General features: G+C 71.1%; 20 protein-coding genes. 7 read left to right on the top strand and 13 right to left on the bottom strand.

What is annotated here, in order from left to right:
• Positions 1–132 precede the first annotated feature (132 nt).
• The 4 genes from AB0M62_RS04840 to lipB form a co-directional block, all read right to left on the bottom strand.
• Complete coding sequence (locus AB0M62_RS04840; protein ID WP_366072672.1) at positions 133–828, bottom strand: DUF4191 domain-containing protein; 696 nt, start codon at positions 826–828, stop codon at positions 133–135.
• Between the two features lie 19 nt (positions 829–847).
• Positions 848–1,048, bottom strand: coding sequence for a hypothetical protein (locus tag AB0M62_RS04835; RefSeq protein WP_366072671.1), 201 nt, complete (start codon positions 1,046–1,048; stop codon positions 848–850).
• Between the two features lie 252 nt (positions 1,049–1,300).
• Positions 1,301–2,266 carry a lipoyl synthase gene (gene lipA, locus AB0M62_RS04830; protein ID WP_366072670.1) on the bottom strand — a complete coding sequence of 322 codons (966 nt, stop codon included), beginning with the start codon at positions 2,264–2,266 and terminating at the stop codon, positions 1,301–1,303.
• Positions 2,267–2,353: 87 nt separating this feature from the next.
• A complete protein-coding gene (gene lipB / locus AB0M62_RS04825; RefSeq protein ID WP_366072669.1) occupies positions 2,354–3,154 on the bottom strand; it encodes a lipoyl(octanoyl) transferase LipB in 801 nt (266 codons plus the stop codon).
• A gap of 206 nt (positions 3,155–3,360) precedes the next feature.
• On the opposite strand from lipB, the gene AB0M62_RS04820 reads away from it, so the two are divergent.
• A complete protein-coding gene (locus AB0M62_RS04820; protein ID WP_366072668.1) occupies positions 3,361–4,803 on the top strand; it encodes a regulator in 1,443 nt (480 codons plus the stop codon).
• 151 nt (positions 4,804–4,954) lie between these two features.
• On the opposite strand, the gene AB0M62_RS04815 is transcribed toward AB0M62_RS04820, so the two are convergent.
• A complete protein-coding gene (locus AB0M62_RS04815) occupies positions 4,955–6,262 on the bottom strand; it encodes an NAD(P)/FAD-dependent oxidoreductase (RefSeq protein ID WP_366072667.1) in 1,308 nt (435 codons plus the stop codon).
• A gap of 259 nt (positions 6,263–6,521) precedes the next feature.
• Complete coding sequence (locus AB0M62_RS04810; RefSeq protein ID WP_366072666.1) at positions 6,522–7,421, bottom strand: TIGR01777 family oxidoreductase; 900 nt, start codon at positions 7,419–7,421, stop codon at positions 6,522–6,524.
• A 37-nt stretch (positions 7,422–7,458) separates the two neighbouring features.
• Here AB0M62_RS04810 and AB0M62_RS04805 point away from each other — a divergent pair, with 37 nt between their 5' ends.
• Complete coding sequence (locus AB0M62_RS04805; RefSeq protein ID WP_366072665.1) at positions 7,459–7,986, top strand: GNAT family N-acetyltransferase; 528 nt, start codon at positions 7,459–7,461, stop codon at positions 7,984–7,986.
• Here AB0M62_RS04805 and AB0M62_RS04800 read toward each other — a convergent pair.
• Complete coding sequence (locus AB0M62_RS04800) at positions 7,953–8,618, bottom strand: VIT family protein (RefSeq protein WP_366072696.1); 666 nt, start codon at positions 8,616–8,618, stop codon at positions 7,953–7,955. The two genes, AB0M62_RS04805 and AB0M62_RS04800, sit on opposite strands and share 34 nt — an antisense overlap.
• A gap of 211 nt (positions 8,619–8,829) precedes the next feature.
• Here AB0M62_RS04800 and AB0M62_RS04795 point away from each other — a divergent pair, with 211 nt between their 5' ends.
• Positions 8,830–9,936: a PP2C family protein-serine/threonine phosphatase gene (locus AB0M62_RS04795; RefSeq protein ID WP_366072664.1), complete on the top strand. Its 1,107-nt coding sequence runs from the start codon at positions 8,830–8,832 to the stop codon at positions 9,934–9,936.
• Between the two features lie 87 nt (positions 9,937–10,023).
• On the opposite strand, the gene AB0M62_RS04790 is transcribed toward AB0M62_RS04795, so the two are convergent.
• Complete coding sequence (locus AB0M62_RS04790) at positions 10,024–10,545, bottom strand: DUF4240 domain-containing protein (protein WP_366072695.1); 522 nt, start codon at positions 10,543–10,545, stop codon at positions 10,024–10,026.
• Between the two features lie 129 nt (positions 10,546–10,674).
• Between AB0M62_RS04790 and AB0M62_RS04785 the strand changes: the two genes are divergently transcribed.
• Positions 10,675–11,592: an SDR family oxidoreductase gene (locus AB0M62_RS04785; RefSeq protein WP_366072663.1), complete on the top strand. Its 918-nt coding sequence runs from the start codon at positions 10,675–10,677 to the stop codon at positions 11,590–11,592.
• A 215-nt stretch (positions 11,593–11,807) separates the two neighbouring features.
• On the opposite strand, the gene aceE is transcribed toward AB0M62_RS04785, so the two are convergent.
• Together aceE and AB0M62_RS04775 are read right to left on the bottom strand one after the other, a co-directional pair.
• Positions 11,808–14,495 (bottom strand): pyruvate dehydrogenase (acetyl-transferring), homodimeric type, encoded by a 2,688-nt coding sequence (gene aceE, locus AB0M62_RS04780; protein ID WP_366072662.1) that lies wholly within the window; start codon positions 14,493–14,495, stop codon positions 11,808–11,810.
• Between the two features lie 218 nt (positions 14,496–14,713).
• The gene (locus AB0M62_RS04775; protein ID WP_366072661.1) at positions 14,714–15,337 is read right to left on the bottom strand and encodes a GntR family transcriptional regulator; all 624 of its coding nucleotides are present in this window, start codon (positions 15,335–15,337) and stop codon (positions 14,714–14,716) included.
• 517 nt (positions 15,338–15,854) lie between these two features.
• Here AB0M62_RS04775 and AB0M62_RS04770 point away from each other — a divergent pair.
• On the top strand, positions 15,855–16,130 hold the full coding sequence (locus AB0M62_RS04770; protein ID WP_366072659.1) for a DUF1330 domain-containing protein: 276 nt from the start codon (positions 15,855–15,857) through the stop codon (positions 16,128–16,130).
• 90 nt (positions 16,131–16,220) lie between these two features.
• Positions 16,221–16,826, top strand: coding sequence for a GPP34 family phosphoprotein (locus tag AB0M62_RS04765; RefSeq protein WP_366072657.1), 606 nt, complete (start codon positions 16,221–16,223; stop codon positions 16,824–16,826).
• 105 nt (positions 16,827–16,931) lie between these two features.
• Here AB0M62_RS04765 and sucB read toward each other — a convergent pair whose 3' ends face one another.
• From sucB to AB0M62_RS04750, 3 genes are all read right to left on the bottom strand, one after another.
• Positions 16,932–18,803 carry a 2-oxoglutarate dehydrogenase, E2 component, dihydrolipoamide succinyltransferase gene (gene sucB, locus AB0M62_RS04760; protein WP_366072656.1) on the bottom strand — a complete coding sequence of 624 codons (1,872 nt, stop codon included), beginning with the start codon at positions 18,801–18,803 and terminating at the stop codon, positions 16,932–16,934.
• 53 nt (positions 18,804–18,856) lie between these two features.
• Positions 18,857–20,245, bottom strand: coding sequence for a dihydrolipoyl dehydrogenase (gene lpdA / locus AB0M62_RS04755; RefSeq protein WP_366072655.1), 1,389 nt, complete (start codon positions 20,243–20,245; stop codon positions 18,857–18,859).
• Between the two features lie 372 nt (positions 20,246–20,617).
• Positions 20,618–22,162 (bottom strand): leucyl aminopeptidase, encoded by a 1,545-nt coding sequence (locus AB0M62_RS04750; protein WP_366072654.1) that lies wholly within the window; start codon positions 22,160–22,162, stop codon positions 20,618–20,620.
• 340 nt (positions 22,163–22,502) lie between these two features.
• On the opposite strand from AB0M62_RS04750, the gene AB0M62_RS04745 reads away from it, so the two are divergent.
• Complete coding sequence (locus tag AB0M62_RS04745) at positions 22,503–24,536, top strand: hypothetical protein (RefSeq protein WP_366072653.1); 2,034 nt, start codon at positions 22,503–22,505, stop codon at positions 24,534–24,536.
• The last annotated feature ends 16 nt before the right edge of the window (positions 24,537–24,552 follow it).

Below are 24,552 nucleotides of genomic sequence, written 5' to 3'. Positions count from 1 at the left end.
ACCCTCGACTGACGGGACGCAGCCACGACCGACGGGCCGCGACCAGGCCTGCCGGTCGCAACCACGGCTGGCCCGGAACCGATCGGTTCCGGGCCACCCCACTCGCATGCACGCGGTTGTACGCGGTGTGTGTCAGCGCATCTTTCCGCCGCGCGGCATCCGCATCCCCTTGGGCATCGGGCCCTTGGGCAGCGGCATGTTGCTCATCAGGTCGCCCATCGCACGCAGCCGGTCGTTCGTCGCGGTGATCTGCGGGCCCGACAGCACCCGCGGCAGCTTCAGCAGGGTGGTGCGCACCTTCTTCAGCGGCACCTCGCCCTCGCCCTTGCCGACGATGATGTCGTGCACCGGGACGTCCGGCATGATGCGCGCCATCTTCTTCTTCTCGGCCGCCAGCAGGTTCTTCAGCCGGTTCGCGTTGCCCTCGGCCACCAGGACGATGCCGGCCTTGCCGACAGCGCGATGGACGACGTCCTGGCTGCGGTTCATCGCGACCGCCGGGGTGGTGGTCCAGCCCCGCCCCACGTTCTCCAGTACCGCCGCGGCCGCACCCGGCTGCCCCTCCATCTGCCCGAAGGCCGCTCGCTCGGCGCGCCGTCCGAAGACGATCGCCATCGCGAGGAAGGCCAGCAGGAAGCCGAGGATGCCCGCGTAGACCGGGTGGTCGATCAGGAAGCCGATCGCGAGGAGGACACCGAAGGTGACGATTCCCACAGCCGCGACGACGAGACCGACCTTGGGATCGGCCTTTCGGGTCATCTTGTACGTCAGGGCGATCTGCTTGAGCCGCCCGGTGTTCGCAGTGTCTGCGTTTGCCTTCCTCGCCATGAAATGAAGTTTACGTGGCTCAGGAAGTGCGGTCGGCCACGGCCTCCAGTACGTGCTGAGCCTCGACCCGGTCTTTGGCGCGACGCCGGTCCTCGAGCACGGCGGTCCACGCATTCCGGCGGGCGGTGCGCTGGCCGCTGCCCATGAGCAGTGACTCGACTGCACGGAGAGCGTCGGTGAGCGTCGGGATGGCGGTGGCGCGGACTGGCGCGGCCTGCATGGTGAAGGTCCCCCCTCGGGACAAGCGTCGACGATGAGCGGGAGCGGTGCGTGAACCTACTGTCACTGATTGGTGTTACCAGGGCGTGACCGGGTGGTCAAACGCCGATGAAACCTTTACGCCGGGGGCGTGCGGGGGCACAGAACGCAAACGCGGCCCGTACGCGTCCCTCACCTGCGGGGACGGTACGGACCGCGCGAATACGGCCATTACTGGCTGGTAACTACTTGTGCGCAGCTTCACATAGGCTGACTACACGGCCTGGGAGGCGATCACCGCTCCACGCCGCTCGATCGCCTGCTGGAAGAGGCGCCCGGCGCGGTACGAGGAACGCACCAGAGGCCCGGACATCACACCGGAGTAGCCGATCTCCTCGGCCTCCTCCTTCAGCTCCACGAACTCCACCGGCTTCACCCACCGCTCGACGGGGTGGTGCCGCGGCGAGGGGCGCAGGTACTGGGTGATGGTGATGAGCTCGCAGCCCGCGTCGTACAGGTCCTGCAGCGCCTGGCTGACCTCTTCGCGTTCCTCGCCCATACCAAGGATGAGGTTCGACTTGGTGACCAGGCCGGCCTCGCGAGCCTTGGTGATGACCTCGAGGGAGCGCTCGTACCGGAAGGCCGGGCGGATGCGCTTGAAGATCCGCGGCACGGTCTCGACGTTGTGGGCGAGCACCTCGGGACGCGAGGAGAAGACCTCGGCGAGCTGCTCGGGCACGGCGTTGAAGTCGGGGATCAGCAGTTCGACCTTGGTGCGGCCGTCGGCGCGCTCGCCGGTCATCGCGTGGATCTGGCGCACGGTCTCCGCGTACAGCCAGGCGCCGCCGTCCTCCAGGTCGTCGCGCGCGACGCCGGTGATGGTGGCGTAATTCAGATCCATCGTGACGACGGACTCGCCCACGCGGCGCGGCTCGTCCCGGTCCAGCGCCTGCGGTTTGCCGGTGTCGATCTGGCAGAAGTCGCAGCGCCGGGTGCACTGGTCACCGCCGATGAGGAAGGTGGCCTCGCGGTCCTCCCAGCATTCGTAGATGTTCGGACAGCCGGCCTCCTGGCACACGGTGTGCAGGCCTTCGCTTTTGACGAGGCTCTGCATCTTCGTGTACTCGGGACCCATCTTGGCCCGGGTCTTGATCCACTCGGGCTTGCGCTCGATGGGGGTCTGGCTGTTCCGGACCTCCAGGCGCAGCATCTTGCGTCCGTCGGGTGCGACAGCGGACACGTCCGGCGCCCCTTTCTGCTAACGCGGCAACGATTCTTCGGCGAACACCAGGGTACGCCCTTAATTTTTTAGGCCCGGGGTCCGGGGTCAGGCGGTCGAAACCGCCGGTTCCACGTCCCGCGGCCGCAGGTCCGCGTTCTCCAGGACCTCCCGAAGGTGCTTCTCGGCCACCGGGAGCACCTCGGCGATGGTGATCTCGTGGCCCAGCTCGTTCGAGAGCGAGGTGACGCCGGCGTCGCGGATGCCGCACGGCACGATCCGGTCGAACCAGGTGTTGTCCGGGTTCACGTTGAGGGCGAAGCCGTGCATCGTGACGCCCTTGGCGACCCGGATGCCGATCGCCGCCAGCTTGCGGTCCTCGCGGCGCTGGCCGGCGTTCGACGGGGCGTACTCCGGTCCGTTCATCCGGGGGTCGAACTCCTCGTCCGCCAGGCGTGGGTCGAAGTCGAGGGACAGGCCGCGCGCGGGACGCTCCTCGACCGGGTCACCCAGTACCCATACGCCGCTGCGGCCCTCGATCCGGGTGGTCTCCAGGCCGAATTCCGCAGCCGTGCGGATGAGGGCTTCCTCGAGCCGGCGCACATGGGCCACCACGTCCACCGGGCGCGGCAGCTTCATGATCGGATATCCCACCAGCTGACCGGGCCCGTGCCAGGTGATCTTGCCGCCGCGGTCCACGTCGACGACCGGGGTGCCGTCCAGGGGGCGCTCGTTCTCGGCCGTGCGCCGGCCGGCCGTGTAGACCGGCGGGTGCTCCAGCAGCAGGCAGGTGTCCTCGATGTCGTCCGCGAACCGGGCGGCGTGCACCCGGCGCTGCTCATCCCACGCTGCCTGGTACTCGACGGCGTCCGCGCCGAAGCCCAGACTGACAAACCGCAGTTCAGTCACCGCAGCGCCTCCTTAGAACGTTCACCGTGCACTCATCCGCCCTCCCGCCACTGTACGGGCCCGACGTTCCTGTCAGTCGGCGGGTCAATCCTCACACGATCGGATGAATGTGGGACGAAGCTGGCGGTGAGGCCGGGGAGGGCCGCTAAATTCGCGCCGATCAAGGGGCTGTTCCCGGGCCCGGAAGGCAGGAGACCGTACAACTGATGACGGAACGACCTCCGCAGCGCATCCCCAACCGACAGCTCGCCGCGCTCATCGCTGAAGCGGGATTCTCCAATGCCGGGCTCGCCCGCCGGGTCGACCAGCTCGGACTCGAGCACGGCCTCGACCTGCGGTACGACAAGACGTCGGTGACGCGCTGGCTCCGCGGCCAGCAGCCGCGCGGAACCACGCCCGCCCTGATCGCCGAGGTCTTCACCCGCCGGCTCGGGCGGCGGCTGTCCGCGCAGGACCTCGGGCTGGATGCGTGCGCTCCGGTCTATGCGGGGCTGGAATTCGCCGCCACCCCCGAGGAGGCCGTCGACATCGCCAGCGGCCTGTGGCGCAAGGACTCCGGAAGCCATGCGGAGTCACGCAAGATCGCCTTCACTCCCGCGGGTCTGGTGGTGCCCAGCCGGGACTGGCTGATCGGCCGCGCCGACGAGCAGGTGGGGCGCGGTGAGCCTTCGGCGAACGTCGGTCTCATTCCCATGCAGGGGCGGTCCTCCGTGCCACGACAGCGGCAGATCGACCGCGCGCCCGGCCAGCGGGTCACGGCGGGCGACATCGCAGCCCTGCGCTCGGTCGGTGAACTCTTCCGCACGCTCGACCACGCGTACGGCGGCGGACACGCACGCCAGGCGCTCGTGCGCTATCTGGAGCACGAGGCCGAGCCGATGCTGCGCGGGACGTACGGAGAGGCGACCGGGCGGCGCCTGTTCGCCGCCGCCGCCGATCTGACGCGGCTGGCCGGATGGACGTCTTTCGACATCGCGGCGCACGGGCTCGCCCAGCGGTACTTCGTCCAGGCACTCCGGCTCGCGCAGGCGGCCGGCGACCGGGCGTACGGGTCGTATGTGCTGGTCACGATGAGCCGCCAGGCGGTCTATCTGGGCCATGGCCGGGAGGCCGTACAGCTGGCCCGGGTCGCCCAGCAGGGTGTCGGCACGGGTGCCCCGGCGGTGGTGCAGGCACTGCTGCACGCGGTGGAGGCACGAGGGCACGGGGTACTGGGGGACGTGCGCGCGTGCACGTCCTCGCTCGTCCGGGCGGAACGGGCGCTGGAGGCCGCACGGCCGGGCGACGACGTGCCGCACTGGGTGCGCTTCTTCGACGAGGGCCAGCTCGCCGACGAATTCGGCCACAGCTACCGGGACCTGCAGCAGTACCGGGCGGCCGCGCAGTACGCGGAGCGCTCGCTGCAACTGCGCGGGCCCGCGTTCGCGCGCAGCCGCCTCTTCTGCCGGGTCGTGCTGGCTTCGGCCCGGCTGGGCCTCGGCGAGCTCGACCAGGCCTGCGCGCTGGGAGCGGAGGCGGCGCAGCAGTCCACGGAGATGCGGTCGGTGCGGGCGCTGGAGTACGTAGGGGACTTCGAGCGCCGGCTGGAGCCTTACCGGGACGCGGCGGCGGTCCGCGGCTACCGCGACCGTGTGGCGGCCATGGGCTGACACGGGCCTGGGCGGCGGCGTGCGGGGGCGTGGGGGGGGTGCGGTGCGTCGCGTCTGCCGCTCGGCGGCGTGCCGGGCCCGGAGGCTTTCGCTCCGGCTCGGGAAGTGGCCGGTCGGGGGAACCGCCCCGCCCCCGGTGACGCCGCCTCCGTTACGCCGCCGCCGGTACCGGCACCGCGTACTCCGCGCGGATGCCCAGGTCGTACAGCAGCGACTGCGCCGCACGGCGGCCCGAGAAGAGAGCGCCCTGGACCGTGCTCGTGTCCCGGTGGTCGCCGCAGACGTACAGGCCGGCCAGTACCCGCACCGGGCGGCGCAGGTCGTGGGCCGGCGGCATGGCCGGGACGGCCTCCGGGGTGTGGTGGACCGCGAGGAGTTCCCAGCCGTCCGTCCTGGTGCCGTAGAGCGCGGCCAGGTGGGCCCTGACCTCGCGGTCGAGGTCCGCCGCCGGCGGCGGAGTGCCCAGCACCGTGGAGGAGACCAGCGCGCGGCCGTGCGGGGCGCGCGTCGGGTCGACCTCGCTCATGACGAAGGTGTGGGCCACCGGCCCGCGCCGGTGGGCGTCCAGCAGCAGCGCCGGCTCGGCCAGCGGTGGCACGGGCGCGGTGTGATGCAGCACGGTCACCGGGTGGAAGCCGGGTACCCGAAGCCCCGGCAGCAGCCCTGCCGCGGCCCGGGCGCCGGTCGCCAACAGCACGGAACGGCAGCCGAACTCACCGTGGTCCTCGGTGACGACGGAGCTGACCGACACCGACCGGACCCGGACGCCGGTACGAACGGTCCCGGCCGGCAGCGCGGCCGCCAGCCGCTCCGGCAGGGCCGCCGCACCCCCTTCCGGCACGCAGAGCCGGCCGCGGGCGAACCCGCGCAACGCGAGGTCGGCGCACCGGCTGGAGGTGGTGAGCTCGGGGTCGCAGAGCAGGGCGGACAGGAGCGGCCGCAGGAAGCCGTTGACCGTGCGCTGCGGCAGGCCGCGGACGGCGAGCGCTTCCCGCGCGGTCCGTTCGGGGCGGGCCAGCAGCCGTTCCGTGGGCATCGAGGCGATCCGGCCGAGTGCCGCGCCGAGCCGTGCCTGGTCGAGCGCGCCCCCCAAAGGCGCGCGCGGGGCGCTCGCGAGGGCGCGCGCGGCAGTGAGTGCGCCCCGCGCGCTCCCCGCTGCCCCGGCCCGGAGATGGCGGCCCTCGCTGTGAACGAGGACGCCGGGGGAGAAGGGGCGCAGAGCCAGTCCGTCGAGCCCCGGCGTGCGGCGCAGCTCGGGGTAGGAGGTACTGAGCAACTGACCGATCCGGTCGAGCCGGAACCCGTCAATCCGCTCGGTGGCCATGCGGCCGCCCGGGCAGGCCGCGGCCTCCAGGACTGTGACGGTCAGTCCGGCGTTGACGAGCTGGTGTGCCGCCGACAGTCCTGCGACTCCGGCTCCCACAATGACGACATCCGCGTGGTGTGCGCTGCTGAGCACGTGCCCCTCCCCGAGGTCGGCGCGGCTGGTGAGGTCGTCCTTCCCCCAACAGGCCCCGGGAATACCCGAGTACCGGACGAGAGTAAAAGCGGTTCCGGTCGGACGCAGTCGCGCATCGACCGGGCATCGGCGCACGGCGGTCGCACGCCGGCTGCGAACCGGTCAGGTTCGCTCGAAGGTGGTCGGTGGTGGTCATCTCGACGACGTCGTCGAGCGCGCGGCGCTCGCACGGGGCGCCGGGACCGCTCGCTGACGAGTTTCACCGAAGCGCCGCCCGCACCGCCTCGTCGATCCCCGGGAACGCGAAGGAGAACCCGGATTCGAGCAGCCTTTTGGGCAGAACCCGCTGGCTGCCCAGCACGTCCTCGGCGAACTCGCCCAGCACGACACGCAGGGCGGGCGCGGGCGCGGTGAACATCGTCGGGCGGTGCAGCACCCGCCCCATCGCCTTGGTCACCTCCCGGTTGGTGAGCGGCTGAGGCCCGGTCAGGTTCACCGGACCGGTCAGCGACTCGGTGTCGATGATGTGCCGGAGCGCCGCGATCTCGTCGTGCATGGAGATGTAGCTCCAGTACTGGCGGCCGCTGCCGAGCCGCCCGCCGAGCCCGGCCCTGAACAGTGGGAACAGCCTCCCCCACGCACCGCCCTCGCGTGCGACCACCAGCCCGGTTCGGGCGTAGACCGTACGCACGCCGGCCTCCACGGCCGCGGCCGCGGCCTCCTCCCACTCCACACAGACGTCGGCCATGAATCCGGTCCCGGGAGGCGCGTCCTCGTCCACCGCACGGTTTCCCGTGTCGCCGTAGTAGCCGATGGCCGAACCGCTGACCAGGACCTCCGGCGGGACGTCCAGGGAGGCGACCGCCTCTGCCAGCGCGGCAGTCCCGAGCACCCTGCTGTCCCGGATCTCCCGCTTCCAGGCCTCGTTCCACCGCTGATCGCCGACGCCCGCCCCCGCCAGGTGCACGACGGCCTCGCAGCCCAGGAGCCCACGCGTGTCGACGTACTGACGCGCCGGATCCCACTCGACCTCGTCCGCCGCCCCGGGAGTGCGTCGCACCAGGCGGACCACGTCGTGCCCGTCCGCGCGCAGCGAATGTACGAGTGCCTTGCCGATGAGCCCGGTCGAACCGGTGACAGCGATGCGCATGGGACCCATCCTGCCCGCCCCGGAGCCGCGTGGCACAGTGGCCGCCATGTCCGAGCCGCGCATACGCCCCGCCCGTCCCGAGGACGACGACGCTCTCGCCGAGCTCGACCGTGCCTCCTGGTCCCCGCTGCATGCGGTACAGCCGAAGCCGCAGCCGCCGTACGCGCCGTTCTTCGACGAGAGGCACACTCCTGGGGACTATCTCGTCGCCGAGTCCGACGGGCTCGTCGCGGGCTACATCCGGCTGGGAGCCCCCACCCCGCTCCCCGCCAACGCGCACGTGCTCCAGATCCAGGGGTTCGCCGTCGCCGACCGGGCGCGCGGCCGCGGTCTGGGCCGGTCACTGCTGCGGGCGGCCTGCGCCGAGGCCCGCCGCCGAGGCGCGAGCCGGATCACTCTGCGGGTCCTCGGCCACAACACCCCGGCGCGCCGGCTGTACGAGGCCGAGGGCTTCGCGGTGGAAGGGGTGCTGCCCGGGGAGTTCCTGCTCGACGGCCACTATGTGGACGACATCCTGATGGGTCGCCTTCTCACCGGTGATCAACCGGTGTCCAGCAGCGATCCCACCGCATAGGTCACCGCCATCGCCAGCGCTCCGCCGGCCGCGTTCCTCAGGACCGCCCGGCCCGCGGGCGCCGCGCCCAGCCGGGCGCTGACCCAGCCGCACAGGGCCAGCGCGAGGAGCACGGCGACGACGGTCACGGGCAGCCGCAGCGAGGGCGGTGGGAGCACGATCGCGAGCAGCGGCAGCAGCGCGCCCACCGTGAAGGAGGCGAAGCTGGCGACCGCCGCGTGCCACGGGTTGGCCAGCTCGTCCGGTTCGATACCCAGCTCCACCCGCGCGTGGGCGCGGAGGGCATCGCGTTCCGTGAGCTGGACGGCGGCATCCCGGGCCAGCTCGGGGCTCAGCCCGCGCACCTCCAACAGCTGTGCCAGCTCGTCGAGTTCGGCTTGCGGGTCCTCGGCCAGCTCCTGTCGCTCGGTCTCCAGGGCGGCCCGCTCGGAGTCCCGCTGGGAACTGACCGAGACGTATTCGCCGGCCGCCATGGACAGCGAGCCGGCCAGCATCCCGGCGACGCCGGCCGCCAGGATCGTCGCGCGCGACCCGGTGGCTCCCGCGACGCCGACGACGAGCCCGGCGGTCGACGTCACGCCGTCGTTGGCGCCGAGCACCGCGGCCCGCAGCCAGTTCAACCGCGTGCTCATGCCCTCGGCGTGCGGTTCGCGGGGCTGCTTGCTGCGCTCGGGCAGGGGATTGCGGCGCTGCGGTTTGCGGGGCCGGGATTTGCGGCGCTGGGGCCCGTGCGCCTGCTGCCCGTCGTTGCTCACCGGACCACTGTCGGCCTCCGACGCGGTCCCGGCCACCCGACGGCCCGCCCGGGGTGCGGCGCCGACCGGCGCGTACAAGGCTGAAGGGATGGACCGGAAGGACGAGGAACCCCGCTGGCTCCCTGGCGCCCCGCCGCCCCGCTGGGTCCGCGCGCTGCCCATCGTCCTGCTGGTCGGTCTCTCGGCGGCGCGGCTCGCCACCCCGCGGACCGTGGAGCTGGGCTACTTCCTCGCGGCTCTGCCGCCGGTCGCCGCGTTCGCGTACGGAGCGGCGGGCACCGCTGTATTCGGCGGCGTCACTCTCATCCTGCTGGCCGTTCCGGTCACCCAACTCGGCCGCGCGGGCAGCGGCGACCTGGTCACGGTCGCCTTCGTGGCGGCGCTCAGCGTGATCGTCGCCTGGGTACGGCGGCGCCGTGACGCCCAGTTGGTGAGCGTGCGTTCCATGGCGGAGGCGGCCCAGCTGGCGGTGCTGCCGCCACTGCCCGAACAGGTCGGCCCGGTGCGCTGCGCCGGGCTCTACCGGGCCGCCCAGCGCGGCACGCTCGTGGGCGGCGATCTCTATGACGTACGCGAGGGGCCGTACGGGGTACGGGCCCTGGTCGGCGATGTCCAAGGGCACGGGCTCGCAGCGGTCGGCACGGTGGCCGCGCTGCTCGGCGCCTTCCGCGAAGCCGTGCTCGACGATCCCGGGCTCGGCGGGGTCGCCGCGCGGCTGGACCGCAGGCTGGTCGCCGACTCGGCGGGCGTGGAGCACGCCGAACTCTTCGCGACCGCCGTGCTGCTGGAGTTCCCGCCGGACGCTCCGCTGGTACGGATCGTCTCCTGCGGGCATCCTCCGCCGCTGCTGCTTCGCGGCTCCTCGGCCACCGAGCTGGATGCGGAACCCTGCGCGCCGCTGGGCCTCGGGCTGGCCGGCCTGACCGGGGCGGAGGTGGCGACCGTACGGCTGGAGGAGAAGGACCGGCTGCTGGTCCACACCGACGGGGTGACCGAGGCCCGGGACGCCGCCGGGGTCTTCTACCCGCTCGCCGAACGGCTGCCCGCCCTCTCTGCCGAGTTCGAGACCGACCCGTCCGCCCTGGCGGCCGCTGTCTGGCGGGACCTGTCGCGGTTCGCGGGGGGCGCCGCGGACGACGTGGCGCTGCTGGTGCTGTCGCCGGGGGCGGTACGGGACGCCGCCGTTCCTCAGTGACCGTCGGTGCAGCGGGCAGGCGTGGCGGAGCCCGCGGGGGAGTGCGTGCCGGACCCCGCGCGCCCGGCAGGATCCGAGCGAGAGACCCTAAGGCCTGAACCGGTCCCACAGCTGCGGGAATCGTTCCGCAAGGACCGTTTCGTTCTCGAAGTCGATCGGCGTCCCTTCCGGCTCCCCGGCCTGCCCCGGAATCCCCAGGTCGGGGGCCACCACCCCGGTGAGCTGCTCGTACGCCTCGTCCGCCGCGTACCCGAGTTCCTCGCCGTCCCCGTCGATCTCCTCGTCGAACTCGTCGAGGAGCTCGGCGAGGCTGTCCGGGTCGTGCAGCGCGCCCTCGAAGACCTCGCGGCCCTGTCCGATGAGCCAGCAGCGGAAGTAGTCGAAGGCGTCGTCACTCGCGCCGTCGAGCATCACCCAGGCCGCGCCCCACAGGTCCCAGCGGTACGCGCGGTTGTACCGCGCCTCGAAGTGACGGGCGAAATCCAGCACGGAGTCGGGGTCCAGCTGGAGCAGGCGCTCGACCAACAGGTCGGCCTGTTCCTCAGGATCGCCCTCGGCGGCCTCTCGGGTGCCGTCGACGATCTCCCAGAACTCCGTCTCGTCCATCATCACGGGTCAAGCATCGTGGTTGGCGGGGAGCCACGCCACCTCATGGTCCTCTCGGTAATGCGGACAGAGGATGTCGGTATTACGTGCGAACGTCGGGAGACACAGAAGCCGCACGCCGGGAGGACAGCCATGGCACCCACACCGCTGAACGGAAAGATCGCACTGGTGGCCGGAGCCACCCGCGGGGCGGGCAGGGCGATCGCCGTCCAGCTCGGCGCGGGGGGCGCGACCGTGTACGCGACCGGCCGCACCACGGGAGAGAAGCTCAGCGAGGTGGGCCGCTCGACGGAGACGATCGAGCAGACGGCGGAACTGATCACCGCGGCGGGCGGAAAGGGCATCGCGTCGCAGGCCGACCACCTCGACCGCGACCAGGTGCGGGAGGTCGTCGACCGGATCGAACGCGACCACGGGCGGCTCGACATCCTCGTCAACAACCTCTGGGGCGGGGAGCACCTGGTCGAGTTCGGCAAGAAGATGTGGGAGACCGAGCTCGACCGGGGACTGCGGATGCTGGAGCTCAGCGTGAAGAGCCACATCATCACCAGCAGCATCGCGCTGCCGCTGCTCGTCCGGAACCGGGGCGGCCTGGTCGTCGAGGTCACCGACGGCACGGCGGAGTCCAACAAGAACTTCCGCGAGAACTTCTACTACGACCTCGCCAAGAACGGCCCGATCCGGATGGCCTTCAACCTCGGCGAGGACCTCAAGGACATGGGCTGTACGGCGGTGTCGGTCACGCCGGGCTTCCTCCGTTCGGAACAGATGCTGGACACCTTCGGCGTCACCGAGGAGAACTGGCGCGACGCTATCGCCAAGAGCCCGCACTTCGCGATCTCCGAGTCGCCGCTCTTCGTGGGCCGGGCGGTCGCCGAGCTGGCGGCGGACCCCGACCGATTGCGGTGGAACGGGCAGTCGCTGTCCAGCGGACAGCTGGCCAAGGTGTACGGGTTCACGGACGCGGACGGCAGCCGGCCGGACGCGTGGACCTACATCTCGGAGGTGGCGTTGGGCGGCGCGGACCGCTCCGCGGAGGAGTACCGCTGAGCAGCACCCCCAGCCCGTGGAGTACCCCGTAGGGTGCAGCACCCCTACCCGTAGAGCGCTGCTGTCCGGGCGGCGGCCTCCGCGAACCGCGCGCGCAGTCCGTCGGGCTCCAGTACCCATTGTGCAGGGGGCCGGGCCGCAAGCGGCAGGAGAGGCCCCCCGCTGTGCGACGGGGCGCCTCTCCTGCCGGTCTGCGTGACGCGGTCGGGACGAGGTCAGAGCTCGTACCGCTCGCGGGCCTCCTTCACGGCCGAGGCCGGGACCTCGCCGCGGCGGGCGAGCTGAGCCAGCGAGGCGACGACGATCGACTGGGCGTCGACGCCGAAGTGACGCCGGGCCGCGTCACGCGTGTCGGAGAGGCCGAAGCCGTCCGTGCCGAGCGAGGAGTAGTCCTGCTCGACCCACTGGCTGATCTGGTCCGGCACCTGCCGCATCCAGTCGCTGACCGCGAGCGCGGGCCCGGGTGCGCCCTCCAGCGCCTGGGTGACGTACGGAGTCCGCTGCTCTCCCCGGAGCAGGGCCTCGTCGCACTCCAGCGCGTCGCGGCGCAGTTCGCCCCACGAGGTCGCGGACCAGACGTCGGCCGCGACTCCCCAGTCGGCGGCGAGCAGGTTCTGCGCATCCAGGGCCCAGTGGATCGCCGTACCGGAGGCGAGGAGCTGGAGCCGGGGAGCGTCCGGCGACGGCGCCACGCCCTCCTTGAAGCGGTAGAGACCGCGCACGATGCCCTCTTCGACGCCTTCGGGCATCGCCGGCTGCGGCTTCGGCTCGTTGTAGACCGTCAGGTAGTAGAAGACGTTCTCGGCCTCGGGGCCGTACATGCGGCGCAGACCGTCCTTGACGATGACCGCGATCTCGTACGCGAAGGCCGGGTCGTAGTTCAGCGACGCCGGGTTCGTGGACGCGATCAGGTGCGAGTGGCCGTCCGCGTGCTGGAGGCCTTCGCCGGTCAGGGTCGTACGGCCGGCGGTCGCGCCGACGATGAAGCCCTTGCCGAGCTGGTCGGCGAGCTGCCACATCTGGTCGGCCGTGCGCTGCCAGCCGAACATCGAGTAGAAGATGTAGAACGGGATCATCGTCTCGCCGTGCGTCGCGTACGACGTCGCGGCGGCGATGAAGTCGGCCATGGCACCGGCCTCGGTGATCCCCTCGTTGAGGATCTGGCCGTCCTTGGCCTCCTTGTAGTACATCAGCTGGTCGCGGTCGACCGGCTCGTACGTCTGGCCCAGGGGCGAGTAGATGCCGGCCGACGGGAAGAGCGACTCCATGCCGAAGGTGCGGGCCTCGTCCGGGACGATCGGCACCCAGCGCTTTCCGGTCTCCTTGTCCCGCATCAGGTCCTTGGCGAGGCGGACGAAGGCCATGGTGGTGGCCATCTCCTGCTTGCCCGATCCCTTGTACAGGGCCTCGAAGGCGCGCGCGTTGTTCTCGTCGGGGTCGGGCAGGGCCACGGCGTGGACGCGGCGCGAGGGGGCCGGGCCGCCGAGGGCCGCGCGGCGCTCCTGGAGGTAGCGGACCTCGGGGGAGTTCTCGCCCGGGTGGCCGTAGGGCACCAGGTCCTCGTCGAGCCTCGCGTCCGGAATCGGAAGGTCGAGCCGGTCCCGCATCGCGCGGAACTCCTTGCCCGAGAGCTTCTTCATCTGGTGGTTCGCGTTCTTGGACTCGAATCCGGGGCCGAGCGTGTAGCCCTTCACCGTCTGGGCCAGGATCACCGTCGGCGCGCCCTTGAACCCGACGGCGGCGCGATAGGCGGCGTACACCTTGCGGGGCTCGTGGCCGCCGCGCGAGGTGTGGAAGCACTCGGCGATCTTCGCGTCGGTCAGAACCCCGGCCAGCTGGACGAGCGCCGGGTCGGTGCCGAAGAAGTGCTCCCGGATGTACGCGACGTCGCGGGTGGCGTACGTCTGGAACTGCGCGTCCGGTACCTCACGCAGCCGCCGTACGAGCGCGCCCGTGGTGTCGAGCTGGAACAGCTCGTCCCAGGCGGAGCCCCAGAGCGACTTGACGACGTTCCAGCCGGCCCCGCGGAACTGGGCCTCGAGCTCCTGCACGATCTTGAAGTTGGCGCGGACCGGGCCGTCGAGGCGCTGCAGGTTGCAGTTGATGACGAACGTCAGGTTGTCGAGCTGCTCACGCGCCGCGAGGGCGAGAGCGGCGGTCGACTCGGGCTCGTCCATCTCGCCGTCGCCGAGGAAGGCCCAGACGTGCGAGTGGGCGGTGTCCTTGATTCCGCGGTTGTGCAGGTAGCGGTTGAACCGCGCCTGGTAGATCGCGGAGAGCGGCCCGAGGCCCATGGAGACGGTGGGGAACTCCCACAGCCAGGGCAGCCGGCGCGGGTGCGGGTAGGAGGGCAGTCCGTTGCCGCCGGACTCCTGCCGGAAGTTGTCGAGCTGCTGCTCGCTGATCCGTCCGTCCAGGAAGGCACGGGCGTAGATGCCGGGGGAGGCGTGGCCCTGGATGTAGAGCTGGTCTCCGGACCCGGGTGCTTCGTGTGAGTCCTTGCCCCGGAAGAAGTGCTGGAAGCCGGTCTCGTAGAGCCAGGCCGCGGAGGCGAAGGTGGCGATGTGGCCGCCGACGCCGAAGCGCGAGCCCCGGGTGACCATGGCGGCCGCGTTCCAGCGGTTCCACGCGGTGATGCGGCGCTCCATCTCCTCGTCGCCGGGGAACTCGGGCTCCGCGGCGGTGGGGATGGTGTTGACGTAGTCCGTCTCCAGCAGCTTGGGCAGGGCGAGGCCCGCGCCCTCGGCGTGCTGGAGCGTCCGGCGCATCAAATACGAGGCGCGGTGCGGGCCGGCGGCCTTGGTGACGGCGTCGAGGGAGGCCGCCCATTCGGCGGTCTCCTCGGTGTCACGGTCCGGGAGCTGGTCGAGCTCACTCGGACGGTTTCCTACGAGGTCGGTCATCATGCGCCGCCTTCCGGACTGGAGGGGGGTGGAGAAAAGGGGCCTTGTCTGGCAGGACAGGGCGAAGGGCGGGTGAGCCCGTAGAAGACTGTAAACAATTGATCGATGATCGATCAAAGGTTGGGAGGCAAAATCTTGTCCGGACACCGAAATTGGCATTCCGTGCCGCGAAATAGGGCACGCGGTGCCGCCTCGCATTACCGGCAAATGGGGGCTGATCAGGCGCGTGGTGCACATCCGAGCACGTGCTGCTTCACCAGTACACCGATCTCCGGATCGCGTCGCCGGAAGGCGTCGACGAGCGCCTCGTGCTCCTCCGCGTACGACTGCTGGACCGTCCCCAGCCACCGGATGGAGAGCGCGGTGAACACCTCGATGCCCAGGCTCTCCCAGGTGTGCAGCAACACGCTGTTGCCGGCCGCCCGCACCAGCTCGCGGTGGAAGCCGACCGTGTGGAGGACCTGGGCCGTCCCGTCGGCCATGCGGTCGGCCTCGTGGAGGGCTGCGACATGCGGTTCGAGCAGCGAGACGTCCTCGGCCAGCCGGGGCGCGGCCAGCTCCGCCGCGATCTGCTCCAGACCCGCCCGTACCGGATAGATCTCCTCCAGGTCGGCCGCCGACAGATTCCGCACCCGGACGCCCTTGTTGGGCGCCGACTCGATCAGCCGCAGAGTCTCCAGCTCGCGCAGCGCCTCCCGTACCGGCGTCTGGCTCACCTGGAGCTCCACCGCGATCCGCCGCTCGACGATCCGCTCACCCGGCTTCCAGCGCCCGCTCACGATCCCCTCCACGATGTGCTCGCGGATCTGCTCGCGCAGCGAGTGGACGACGGGCGGGGTCATGAGGGCTCCTTCGCGGTGGCCGAGGCCGAGGCTACCGGCGATTATCCCCGGGGGTGGGCTTCCGGGATCGTCCCCCTACGCTGCACTGTCCCTCCGGCTTCGGAGCAGCGGCGGATCAGGTCGATCGGCGAGTGATGCAGCTGCGGTCCTCGCTCCGTAAACTCGTACTCGGAAGCTCGTACTCGGAAGTGCTGGTGGGCGGGCGCCGAGCCCCACCGGACCGCCCGCCGCTCGCCTCCCTCTCCTCGGGCGCCGGCCGAGCACGTTATTGCCTGCCTTCCGTATCTCGCCGCGCAGATCCGGGAGACGCTCGGGCCGGACATCGACTCCCGGGCGACCGCTGGGCGGTGACCGCTCACCTGGTGACCGCTCACCTGGTGACCGCTCACCTGGCGACCGCTCACCCATCACGTCCATGGCGAGGGCGACCCGCTCGCACTCACTCGCCGCTCCCGGACGGAGTCCGCTCCGGCGCACGGTTGGCTGCTGGCACGACACGATCCGAGAGGGGCGGGACATGAGCACATACTTGATCAATCACCTGCGCATCCCGGGTGGGGTTCCGAAGGAGGGAGGATGGCTGGGCTCGGCGGTGCTGATCGAGTTCCCCGACATGGCGAAGGGGAAGGAGTGGTACAACTCGCCCGAGTACCAGCAGATCCCGTCTCTGCGCACCGACCACACGATCAGTGATCTGATTCTGGTCGAGGGTGTGGGGCCGGACTTCACGCCCGCCGGCTACGCGCAGCAGATCCGTGGAGCGATCGCGGCGGCCACCGACAAGGGCAGCTGACCTTGGCGTGGTGTCACGCCGCCGGCTGCTCAGTGACCCATAGCCCCTGACGCCCCTGACGCCCCTGACGCCCCTGACGTGGAGCCATTCATGAGCACACCGCGCGACCTGTTGACCGTTGCCATGGACATGGCCCCCACTCGCCCTGTCGAGCCGGGCAATCTGTCGCTCGCGCTCGCGGGAGCCGAGGTGATCGACCTTCTCAGTGCCCAGGCCGTCAGGCTGGACGGCGATCGCATCGTGCCGAGCGACCGGCCGGCAACGGCCGATCGCCTGTTGGACGAGGCCGCGTCGTCACTTGCCCGACAAGCGCCGTACGAGTCGGTCGGCGAGTGGCTGTGGCGCAGAGGCCGCGGCCTGTCCGCGGCCTATGCGGCCGCCCTTGAGGAGGAAGGGCAGTTCACTCGGCAACGCCGCCGCTGGATCCCCTTCCGGAGCAGTCGGATGGTGCTCGTCGATTCGCCCGCTCGCCGCCTGGCGGCGAACCGCTGGACATCGGACGAGCCCGTCCTCGCCGCCCTGGCGGCGGCCGTCGGCATCCGCGACAAGCGGACTGGTGACCTCCCGGGCGTGGCCGACGACGCGGTGGCGACAGTGCTCGCCGCGGTCAATGACGCCTTGCGGGACCTGGAGGCCGAACGGCAACGGCGAGACATCGAGAAGGCGGCCTTCGACAACATCTGGCGAGGCGACTGACGACCGGACGCACGGTGGTGCCGGGCGCGGCTCCCGCCCGCACATGACGGCGCCCCCGCCCGGATCACTTTCTCCGGGCGGGGGCGCCGTCGTGCTGCCGGAGCCTTACAGGCCGAGCTCGACCTCGAACTCGCCGGCTTCCAGGATCGCCTTGACGGCCGTCAGGTAGCGGGCGGCGTCCGCGCCGTCCACCAGACGGTGGTCGTAGGAGAGCGCCAGGTAGGTCATGTCGCGCACGGCGATGGTCTCGCCGAGCTCCGGGTGGTCGATGACCACCGGGCGCTTGACGGTGGCTCCGATGCCCAGGATCGCGACCTGGTTCGGCGGCACGATGACCGTGTCGAACAGCGCACCGCGCGAGCCGGTGTTGCTGATCGTGAAGGTCGCGCCGGACAGCTCGTCCGGAGTGATCTTGTTGCCGCGGACCTTGGCCGCCAGCTCCGCGGTCTTCTTGGAGATGCCGGCGACGTTGAGGTCGCCCGCTCCCTTGATGACCGGGGTCATCAGACCCTTCTCGGAGTCCACCGCGATACCGATGTTCTCGGTGTCGAAGTAGGTGATCGTGCCCTCGTCCTCGTTGATCCGGGCGTTGACGACCGGGTAGGCCTTCAGCGCCTGGGCCGCTGCCTTCACGAAGAACGGCATCGGCGAGAGCTTGACGCCCTCCCGCGCGGCGAAGGCGTCCTTGGCCTTGGCGCGCAGACGCATCAGCTTGGTGATGTCCACCTCGACCACGGAGGTCAGCTGGGCCTGCGTGTGCAGCGCCTTCATCATGTTGTCGCCGATGACCTTGCGCATCCGGGTCATCTTGACGGTCTGGCCGCGCAGCGGGGACGCATCGAGGGCCGGGGCCTTCGCGGCGGCGGGGACAGCCGCGGCCGGAGCCTGAGCGGCGGCCTTGGCGGCCTCGGCGGCGGCGATGACGTCCTGCTTGCGGATACGGCCACCGACGCCGGTGCCCTTGACCGAGGCGAGGCTGACGCCGCTCTCGGCGGCGAGCTTGCGGACCAGCGGCGTGACATACGCACCGTCGTCACCGGCGGTAGCGGCCGGAGCCGGGGCAGCCGGGGCAGCCGGAGCGGCGGGCGCGGCCTGGGCCGGAACGGCGGCCGGAGCCGGAGCCGGAGCAGGCGCGGGCGCCTGAGCCGGTGCGGCGGCCGGAGCGGCCGGGGCAGCAGGCGTGACCGGAGCCGGCGCGGGTGCCGGAGCCGCAGGCTGAGCCGGAGCCGCAGGCTGAGCCGGGGCGGCGGCCGGAGCCGCGGGGGCCTCGGCGGCCGGAGCCGGAGCGGCGGGCGCGGGAGCGGCGGCCGGGGCGGAACCCGCGGCACCGATCACGGCCAGCTTGGCGCCGACCTCGGCGGTCTCGTCCTCGCCGACCACGATCTCCAGCAGCACACCGGAAGCCGGGGCGGGGATCTCGGTGTCGACCTTGTCGGTGGATACCTCGAGCAGCGGCTCGTCGGCCTCGACCGTCTCGCCGACCTCCTTGAGCCAGCGGGTGACGGTGCCCTCGGTCACGCTCTCGCCGAGCGCGGGAAGGACGACGTCGGTGCCCTCGGCGGCGCCGCCGGACTGAGCCGGAGCGGCGGCCGGGGCCGGAGCCTCGGCAGCCGGGGCTTCGGCGGCCGGAGCCTGGGCCGCGGGGGCCTCGGCGGCCGGGGCCTGGGCCGCGGGGGCCTCGGCCTGCACGGGCTCCGCCTCGGCAGCGGCCGGGGTGGGGGCAGCGGCTGCGCCGCCGGTGCCGTCGTCGATGACGGCCAGCTCGGCGCCGACCTCAACGGTCTCGTCCTCGGCGACCTTGATGGACGCGAGGATGCCCGCGGCGGGGGCCGGGATCTCGGTGTCGACCTTGTCGGTCGACACCTCGAGCAGCGGCTCGTCGGCCTCGACGCGCTCGCCCTCGGCCTTCAGCCAGCGGGTGACAGTGCCCTCGGTGACGCTCTCGCCGAGCGCCGGAAGGGTTACGGAAACCGCCATGGTTTCAGTTGCTCCTTACAGATGTGCGGAAGTGGTCGTCGCGCCCGGGACTACTAGTCATGGGAGTGCAGGGGCTTGCCGGCCAGGGCCAGGTGGGCCTCGCCGAGCGCCTCGCTCTGCGTCGGGTGCGCGTGGATGAGCTGCGCGACCTCGGCCGGCAGAGCCTCCCAGTTGTAGATGAGCTGCGCCTCGCCGACCTGCTCGCTCATACGGTCACCGACCATGTGGACGCCGACCACGGCACCGTCCTTGACCTGGACGAGCTTGATCTCACCCGCGGTCTTGAGGATCTTGCTCTTGCCGTTGCCCGCGAGGTTGTACTTCAGAGCGACGACCTTGTCCGCACCGTAGATCTCCTTGGCCCTGGCCTCGGTGACACCGACGGAGGCGACCTCGGGGTGGCAGTACGTCACGCGCGGCACGCCGTCGTAGTCGATCGGCACGGCCTTGAGGCCTGCCAGCCGCTCGGCGACGAGGATGCCCTCGGCGAAGCCAACGTGCGCGAGCTGGAGGGTCGGGACGAGGTCACCGACGGCCGAGATCGTCGGCACGTTGGTGCGCATGTACTCGTCGACGAGGACGTAGCCGCGGTCCATCGCGACGCCCTGCTCCTCGTAGCCGAGCCCCTGCGAGACCGGGCCGCGGCCGACGGCCACGAGCAGCACCTCGGCCTCGAAGGTCTTGCCGTCGGCCAGGGTGACCCGCACACCGTTCTCGGTGTACTCGGCCTTCTCGAAGAAGGTGCCGAGGTTGAACTTGATGCCGCGCTTGCGGAACGCGCGCTCCAGGAGCTTGGAGCTGTTCTCGTCCTCGACCGGGACGAGGTGCTTCAGACCCTCGATGACGGTGACGTCGGAACCGAAGGACTTCCACGCCGAGGCGAACTCGACGCCGATGACGCCACCGCCCAGCACGATCGCGGACTGCGGGACACGGTCCATGACCAGCGCGTGGTCCGAGGAGATGATGCGGTTGCCGTCGATGTCCAGGCTCGGCAGCGACTTCGGCACTGAGCCGGTCGCCAGCAGGACGTGGCGGCCCTGCACGCGCTGGCCGTTGACGTCGACGGAAGTCGAGGAGGAGAGGCGGCCCTCACCCTCGATGTAGGTCACCTTGCGGGAGGCGACCAGACCCTGCAGGCCCTTGTACAGGCCGGCGATGACGTCGTCCTTGTACTTGTGGACGCCGGCCATGTCGACGCCCTCGAAGCTGGCCTTGACACCGAACTGCTCCGACTCGCGCGCCTGGTCCGCGATCTCGCCGGCGTGCAGCAGGGCCTTGGTGGGAATGCATCCGTTGTGCAGGCAGGTGCCGCCGAGCTTGTTCTTCTCGATCAGGGCCACGTCCAGACCCAGCTGCGCAGCGCGCAGGGCCGCGGCGTAGCCGCCGCTACCGCCGCCGAGGATCACTAGGTCGAAAACGGTGCTGGCGTCGTTCGCCACGTCACGTCCTCCATGCATGTGCGCCGGGCGCCGGTCCTCGATGACCGGGCGGCGGCTGGTGTTCGGCCGCTTTTTCTTCGGCCCTGTGGTGGGGGCCCTGTCCTGCCGAGAACCCATCTTCGCACTTGTTGACGGGAGGCGGGACGCCGGGCCGGGGTGTGAAACGTCCCATCCGCCGTCTCGACGGGTTACCGCTGCGTACGAAGGTACGGATTTCGTCGCAGGCGTACACGCGGCCCTCACGGCAACGACGGCAGCCGGCACGCCCATTCCCACGGCAGCGGCCACGGCGGTGCCACGCCGCGGATCCTCGGCGGACACAGCCCTACGGCCCGGGCCGTAGGGCAGCCCGGGCCGTAGGGAAGGGGTGACTCAGCCCAGGTCGCCGGCGGCGGTGCGCTCTGCAAGCCGGACCAGGGTGCGGACCGCGGAGCCGGTACCGCCCTTGGGGGTGTAGCCGTACGGCGCACCCTCGTGGAAGGCCGGTCCCGCGATGTCGACGTGCGCCCAGGTGATGCCCTCGCCGACGAACTCCTGCAGGAAGAGACCCGCGACCAGGCCGCCGCCCATCCGCTCGCCCATGTTGGCGAGGTCCGCGGTCGGGGAGTCCATGCTCTTACGGAGGTCGGCGGGGAGCGGCATCGGCCAGGAGGCCTCACCGACCTCCTCGGCGATCTCGTGGATCGAGGCACGGAAAGCGTCGTCGTTCGCCATGATGCCGAAGGTGCGGCTGCCCAGCGCCAGCACCATCGCGCCGGTCAGGGTCGCCACGTCGACGATCGCGTCCGGCTTCTCCTCCGAGGCGCGGGTCAGCGCGTCGGCCAGTACGAGCCGGCCCTCGGCGTCGGTGTTGAGGACCTCGACGGTCTTGCCGCTGTACATGCGCAGCACGTCACCGGGACGGGTGGCCGAGCCGGACGGCATGTTCTCGGCGAGCGCGAGCCAGCCGGTGACGTTGACCGCGAGGCCGAGCTTGGCGGCCGAGACGACAGCGGCGAAGACCGCGGCCGCGCCACTCATGTCGCACTTCATCGTCTCGTTGTGGCCGGCCGGCTTGAGCGAGATGCCGCCCGAGTCGTAGGTGATGCCCTTGCCGACGAAGGCGAGCGACTTGGTCGCCTTGGGGTGCGTGTAGGAGAGCCTCACCAGGCGCGGCGGGGCCTCGGAGCCCTTGCCGACGCCCAGGATGCCGCCGTAACCGCCCTTGACCAGCGCCTTCTCGTCCAGCACCTGGACCTTGATGCCGTTCTCCTTGCCGGCCGCGGCGGCGACGGCGGCGAAGGCCTCCGGGGTGAGGTCGTTCGGCGGGGTGTTGATCAGATCGCGGGCGATGTTGACCTCGGTGGCGACGATCTGCGCGCGCTCCGCGGCGGCCTTGTGCGCCTTGTCGCGGGGCTTGGCGCCGAGCACGGTGACCTCACCGAGCGGCAGCTTCACGCCGTTGTCGTTCTTCGCCTTGCCGGTCTTCTCGCCGCCCTGGTACGCGGTGAAGGCGTACGCGCCGAGAAGGGCACCCTCGGCGATCGCCGTCACGTCGGAGGCGTCCTCGACTGGAAGCGCGAAGCCCGCCTTCTTGGCGCCGGACAGCGCGCGGGCCGCGGAACCCGCGGCGCGGCGCAGGGCGTCCGGGTCGAACGATTCACCCTTCTCGGGCGCGGGACCGAGGCCGACCGCCAGCACGACCGGGACCTTGAGTCCGGCCGGCGCGGGGAGCTTGGTCACCTCGCCCTCGGAGCCGGTGGCGCCGAGGGCCTCCAGGACGCTGCCGAGCCTGCCGTCGAACGCCGTGTCCACGGCCTCCGCGCCGGGGGCGACTACGGGTCCCTTCCCGCCCTTCGGGCTCTTGGCGACGCCGACGACGAGGGCGTCGGCGCGGAGCGTCGCCGCGCCGGCAGTGCTGAGAGTCAGAGCAGTCACGGTGGTGAGGTCTCGCTTCCGTTTGTTGTATGGGCCTCTAGCGGCCGGGGGGACGGGATCGACCGTTCCCGGCGCATCGTATTCCGGCCCCACTCACGCCGGAAATGAGCCTACGCGCCTTGACTCGACCGTACGGGTCTCGGGGGTTTGGCAAATTGTTCGAGTGTGAAGCGGCGTGGTTCACCCGTGTGTGGTCTCTGTTCCAGGTTTGCCGCCCAGACAGTGAGAGGTCCGCCACACTCAAGCCACTCTCGCAAGGGAACGCTGTGTTCCTTTGCATGATTTCCACAGATCCCCCGTGGGACGTCCACGGAGGATCTGGCAGGGGGGAAGACCACAGATGGTGCAGAGCATCCGTATGAGCAGAGCTGCCGTCGCGTTCGCGACGGCAGCGTTGGTGTCGGCCGTCCTGCCGGCGTCGGCGGCCGCGGCCCCGCCGACGCCGCGCATCGACCTCAAGGTTCTCGTCGTCGACGACGGCGGCAGCGCCGTCGAGGCCGTGACCGCCGAACTGAAGAACACCGGAGTCCCGTACACGGAGATCGAGTTGGGCGAGTACGGCCGGCCGGTCATCGACAGCGCCTTCCTCAGCGACACCGTGGCCGGACTGCCGCGCGCCAAGTACCAGGGCGTGGTCCTTCCCAACGAGGACCCGTTCGGCGCGGGCTCCGCCGAGATGACAGCCCTGGTGGCGTACGAGAAGACGTACGGAATCCGCCAGGTCGACGCCTACACGTGGGCGCACCCGGGCGTCGGGCTCGACTACACCGACAGCGGCGGTTACTCGGGCGTCCTGGACGGCGCGGAGGCCGCGCTGACGCCGGCCGGCAAGGCCGGGCCGTTCGGCTACCTCGACGGCCAGGTGACCTTCGAGGACAACTCCGGCGTCGTCGACGAGAGCTACGGCTACGTCGCGCGGCCGAGGGAAGGTTTCACCAGCTACCTCGACGCACCCGTCACCGGCGGCACCGGCCGGGGCAGCCTGCTCGGCGAGTACGCCCACGACGGCCGCCGCGAGCTCGTCGTGACCTTCGGTTACAACCAGCACCAGCGGCAGTTCCGGCTGCTGGCCCGCGGCATCGTCGAATGGCTCACCCAGGGCGTCCACCTCGGACAGAGCCGCAACTACTTCTCCGTCCACGTCGACGACGTCTTCGCACCGGACGCCCGCTGGGACAAGCAGCTCAACTGCACACCGGGCGACTTCGACTGCGGCGACGGCGAGGGCGAGGGCACCACGCCGATCCGGATGACGGCCGCCGACGCGCAGTACGCCGCACAGTGGCAGCGGTCCAGCGGCTTCACCCTGGACATGGTCTACAACGCGGGAGCCGGCGAGGAGTGGAAGGCCGAGAACGGCGGTGCCGACGCGCTGACCGAACGGCTGCTCGCCGACCGGGCGCAGTACCGCTGGATCAACCACACCTACACCCACCCCTTCCTCGGCTGTGTGCAGGACACCTCGACCGTGCCCTGGCAGTGCGCGAAGGACGCGGCGGGCAACACCACGTGGATGAGCCGCGCCGAGATCTCCGCGCAGATCCGCGACAACCACAACTGGGCGCTCGGCAAGGGCCTGCCCGTCGACCGGACCGAGCTGGTCACCGGCGAGCATTCAGGGCTCAAGACCCTCCCGCAGCAGCCCGTGGACAACCCCAACCTCGCACCGGCCCTGGCCGACAACGGGGTCAAATGGACCGCGAGCGACAACTCCCGCGAGCCGCGGCAGCGCGCCGTCGGCAGCGCCCTCACCGTGCCCCGCCACCCCATGAACGTGTACTACAACGTCGGCACCGCCGCCGAGATGACCGACGAGTACAACTGGATCTACACCAGCGCGGAGGACGGAGGCAGCGGCGTCTGCGCGACCAACCCCGCCTCCACCTGCCTGGACGAACCGCTCGACGAGGCCACCGGCTACACCGGCCACATCGTCCCGCAGGAGGCCCGGACCGCCCTCGGCCACGTCATCGGCAACGACCCGCGCCCGCACTACGTCCACCAGTCCAACCTCGCGGAGGAGCGGATCCTCTACCCCGTCCTCGACAAGCTCCTGGCCGACTACCGGGGGCTCTTCGCCGACAACGCGCCGATCGTCAACCCTCGCCAGAGTCAGGCCGGCACCGAACTGAACCGCCGCACGGCATGGGACAAGGCCCTCGCGGACGGCAAGGTGACCGCGTACCGCGTCGGCACCACGGTCACGGTCAAGGCCCCGGCCGGGGTTACCGCACCGGTCACCGCGCCCGAGGGCACCAGGAAGCAACTGCTCCTGGGAACCTCCGCGTTCGGCACCGCGTACGCCGGGCAGCGCTCCGCGTGGGCGGCGCCCGAACTGCTGCAGTCGGCGATCACGCTGAAACTGCCCGCCTGACCCGCACGGCAGGCCT

The organism is Streptomyces sp. NPDC051219 (assembly GCF_040682335.1).
GTDB lineage: Bacteria > Actinomycetota > Actinomycetes > Streptomycetales > Streptomycetaceae > Streptomyces.
Note: the sequence above shows the minus strand (reverse complement) of the source record. Positions and strands in the feature narration are given on the sequence as shown.

Coding starts and splice junctions, on each gene's coding strand:
- AB0M62_RS04840 (WP_366072672.1), bottom strand. CDS start 828: ATGGCGAGGAAGGCAAACGCAGACACTGCGAACACCGGGCGGCTCAAG.
- AB0M62_RS04835 (WP_366072671.1), bottom strand. CDS start 1,048: ATGCAGGCCGCGCCAGTCCGCGCCACCGCCATCCCGACGCTCACCGAC.
- AB0M62_RS04820 (WP_366072668.1), top strand. CDS start 3,361: ATGACGGAACGACCTCCGCAGCGCATCCCCAACCGACAGCTCGCCGCG.
- AB0M62_RS04810 (WP_366072666.1), bottom strand. CDS start 7,421: ATGGGTCCCATGCGCATCGCTGTCACCGGTTCGACCGGGCTCATCGGC.
- AB0M62_RS04805 (WP_366072665.1), top strand. CDS start 7,459: ATGTCCGAGCCGCGCATACGCCCCGCCCGTCCCGAGGACGACGACGCT.
- AB0M62_RS04800 (WP_366072696.1), bottom strand. CDS start 8,618: ATGAGCACGCGGTTGAACTGGCTGCGGGCCGCGGTGCTCGGCGCCAAC.
- AB0M62_RS04795 (WP_366072664.1), top strand. CDS start 8,830: ATGGACCGGAAGGACGAGGAACCCCGCTGGCTCCCTGGCGCCCCGCCG.
- AB0M62_RS04790 (WP_366072695.1), bottom strand. CDS start 10,545: ATGATGGACGAGACGGAGTTCTGGGAGATCGTCGACGGCACCCGAGAG.
- AB0M62_RS04785 (WP_366072663.1), top strand. CDS start 10,675: ATGGCACCCACACCGCTGAACGGAAAGATCGCACTGGTGGCCGGAGCC.
- aceE (WP_366072662.1), bottom strand. CDS start 14,495: ATGACCGACCTCGTAGGAAACCGTCCGAGTGAGCTCGACCAGCTCCCG.
- AB0M62_RS04775 (WP_366072661.1), bottom strand. CDS start 15,337: ATGACCCCGCCCGTCGTCCACTCGCTGCGCGAGCAGATCCGCGAGCAC.
- AB0M62_RS04770 (WP_366072659.1), top strand. CDS start 15,855: ATGAGCACATACTTGATCAATCACCTGCGCATCCCGGGTGGGGTTCCG.
- AB0M62_RS04765 (WP_366072657.1), top strand. CDS start 16,221: ATGAGCACACCGCGCGACCTGTTGACCGTTGCCATGGACATGGCCCCC.
- sucB (WP_366072656.1), bottom strand. CDS start 18,803: ATGGCGGTTTCCGTAACCCTTCCGGCGCTCGGCGAGAGCGTCACCGAG.
- AB0M62_RS04745 (WP_366072653.1), top strand. CDS start 22,503: ATGGTGCAGAGCATCCGTATGAGCAGAGCTGCCGTCGCGTTCGCGACG.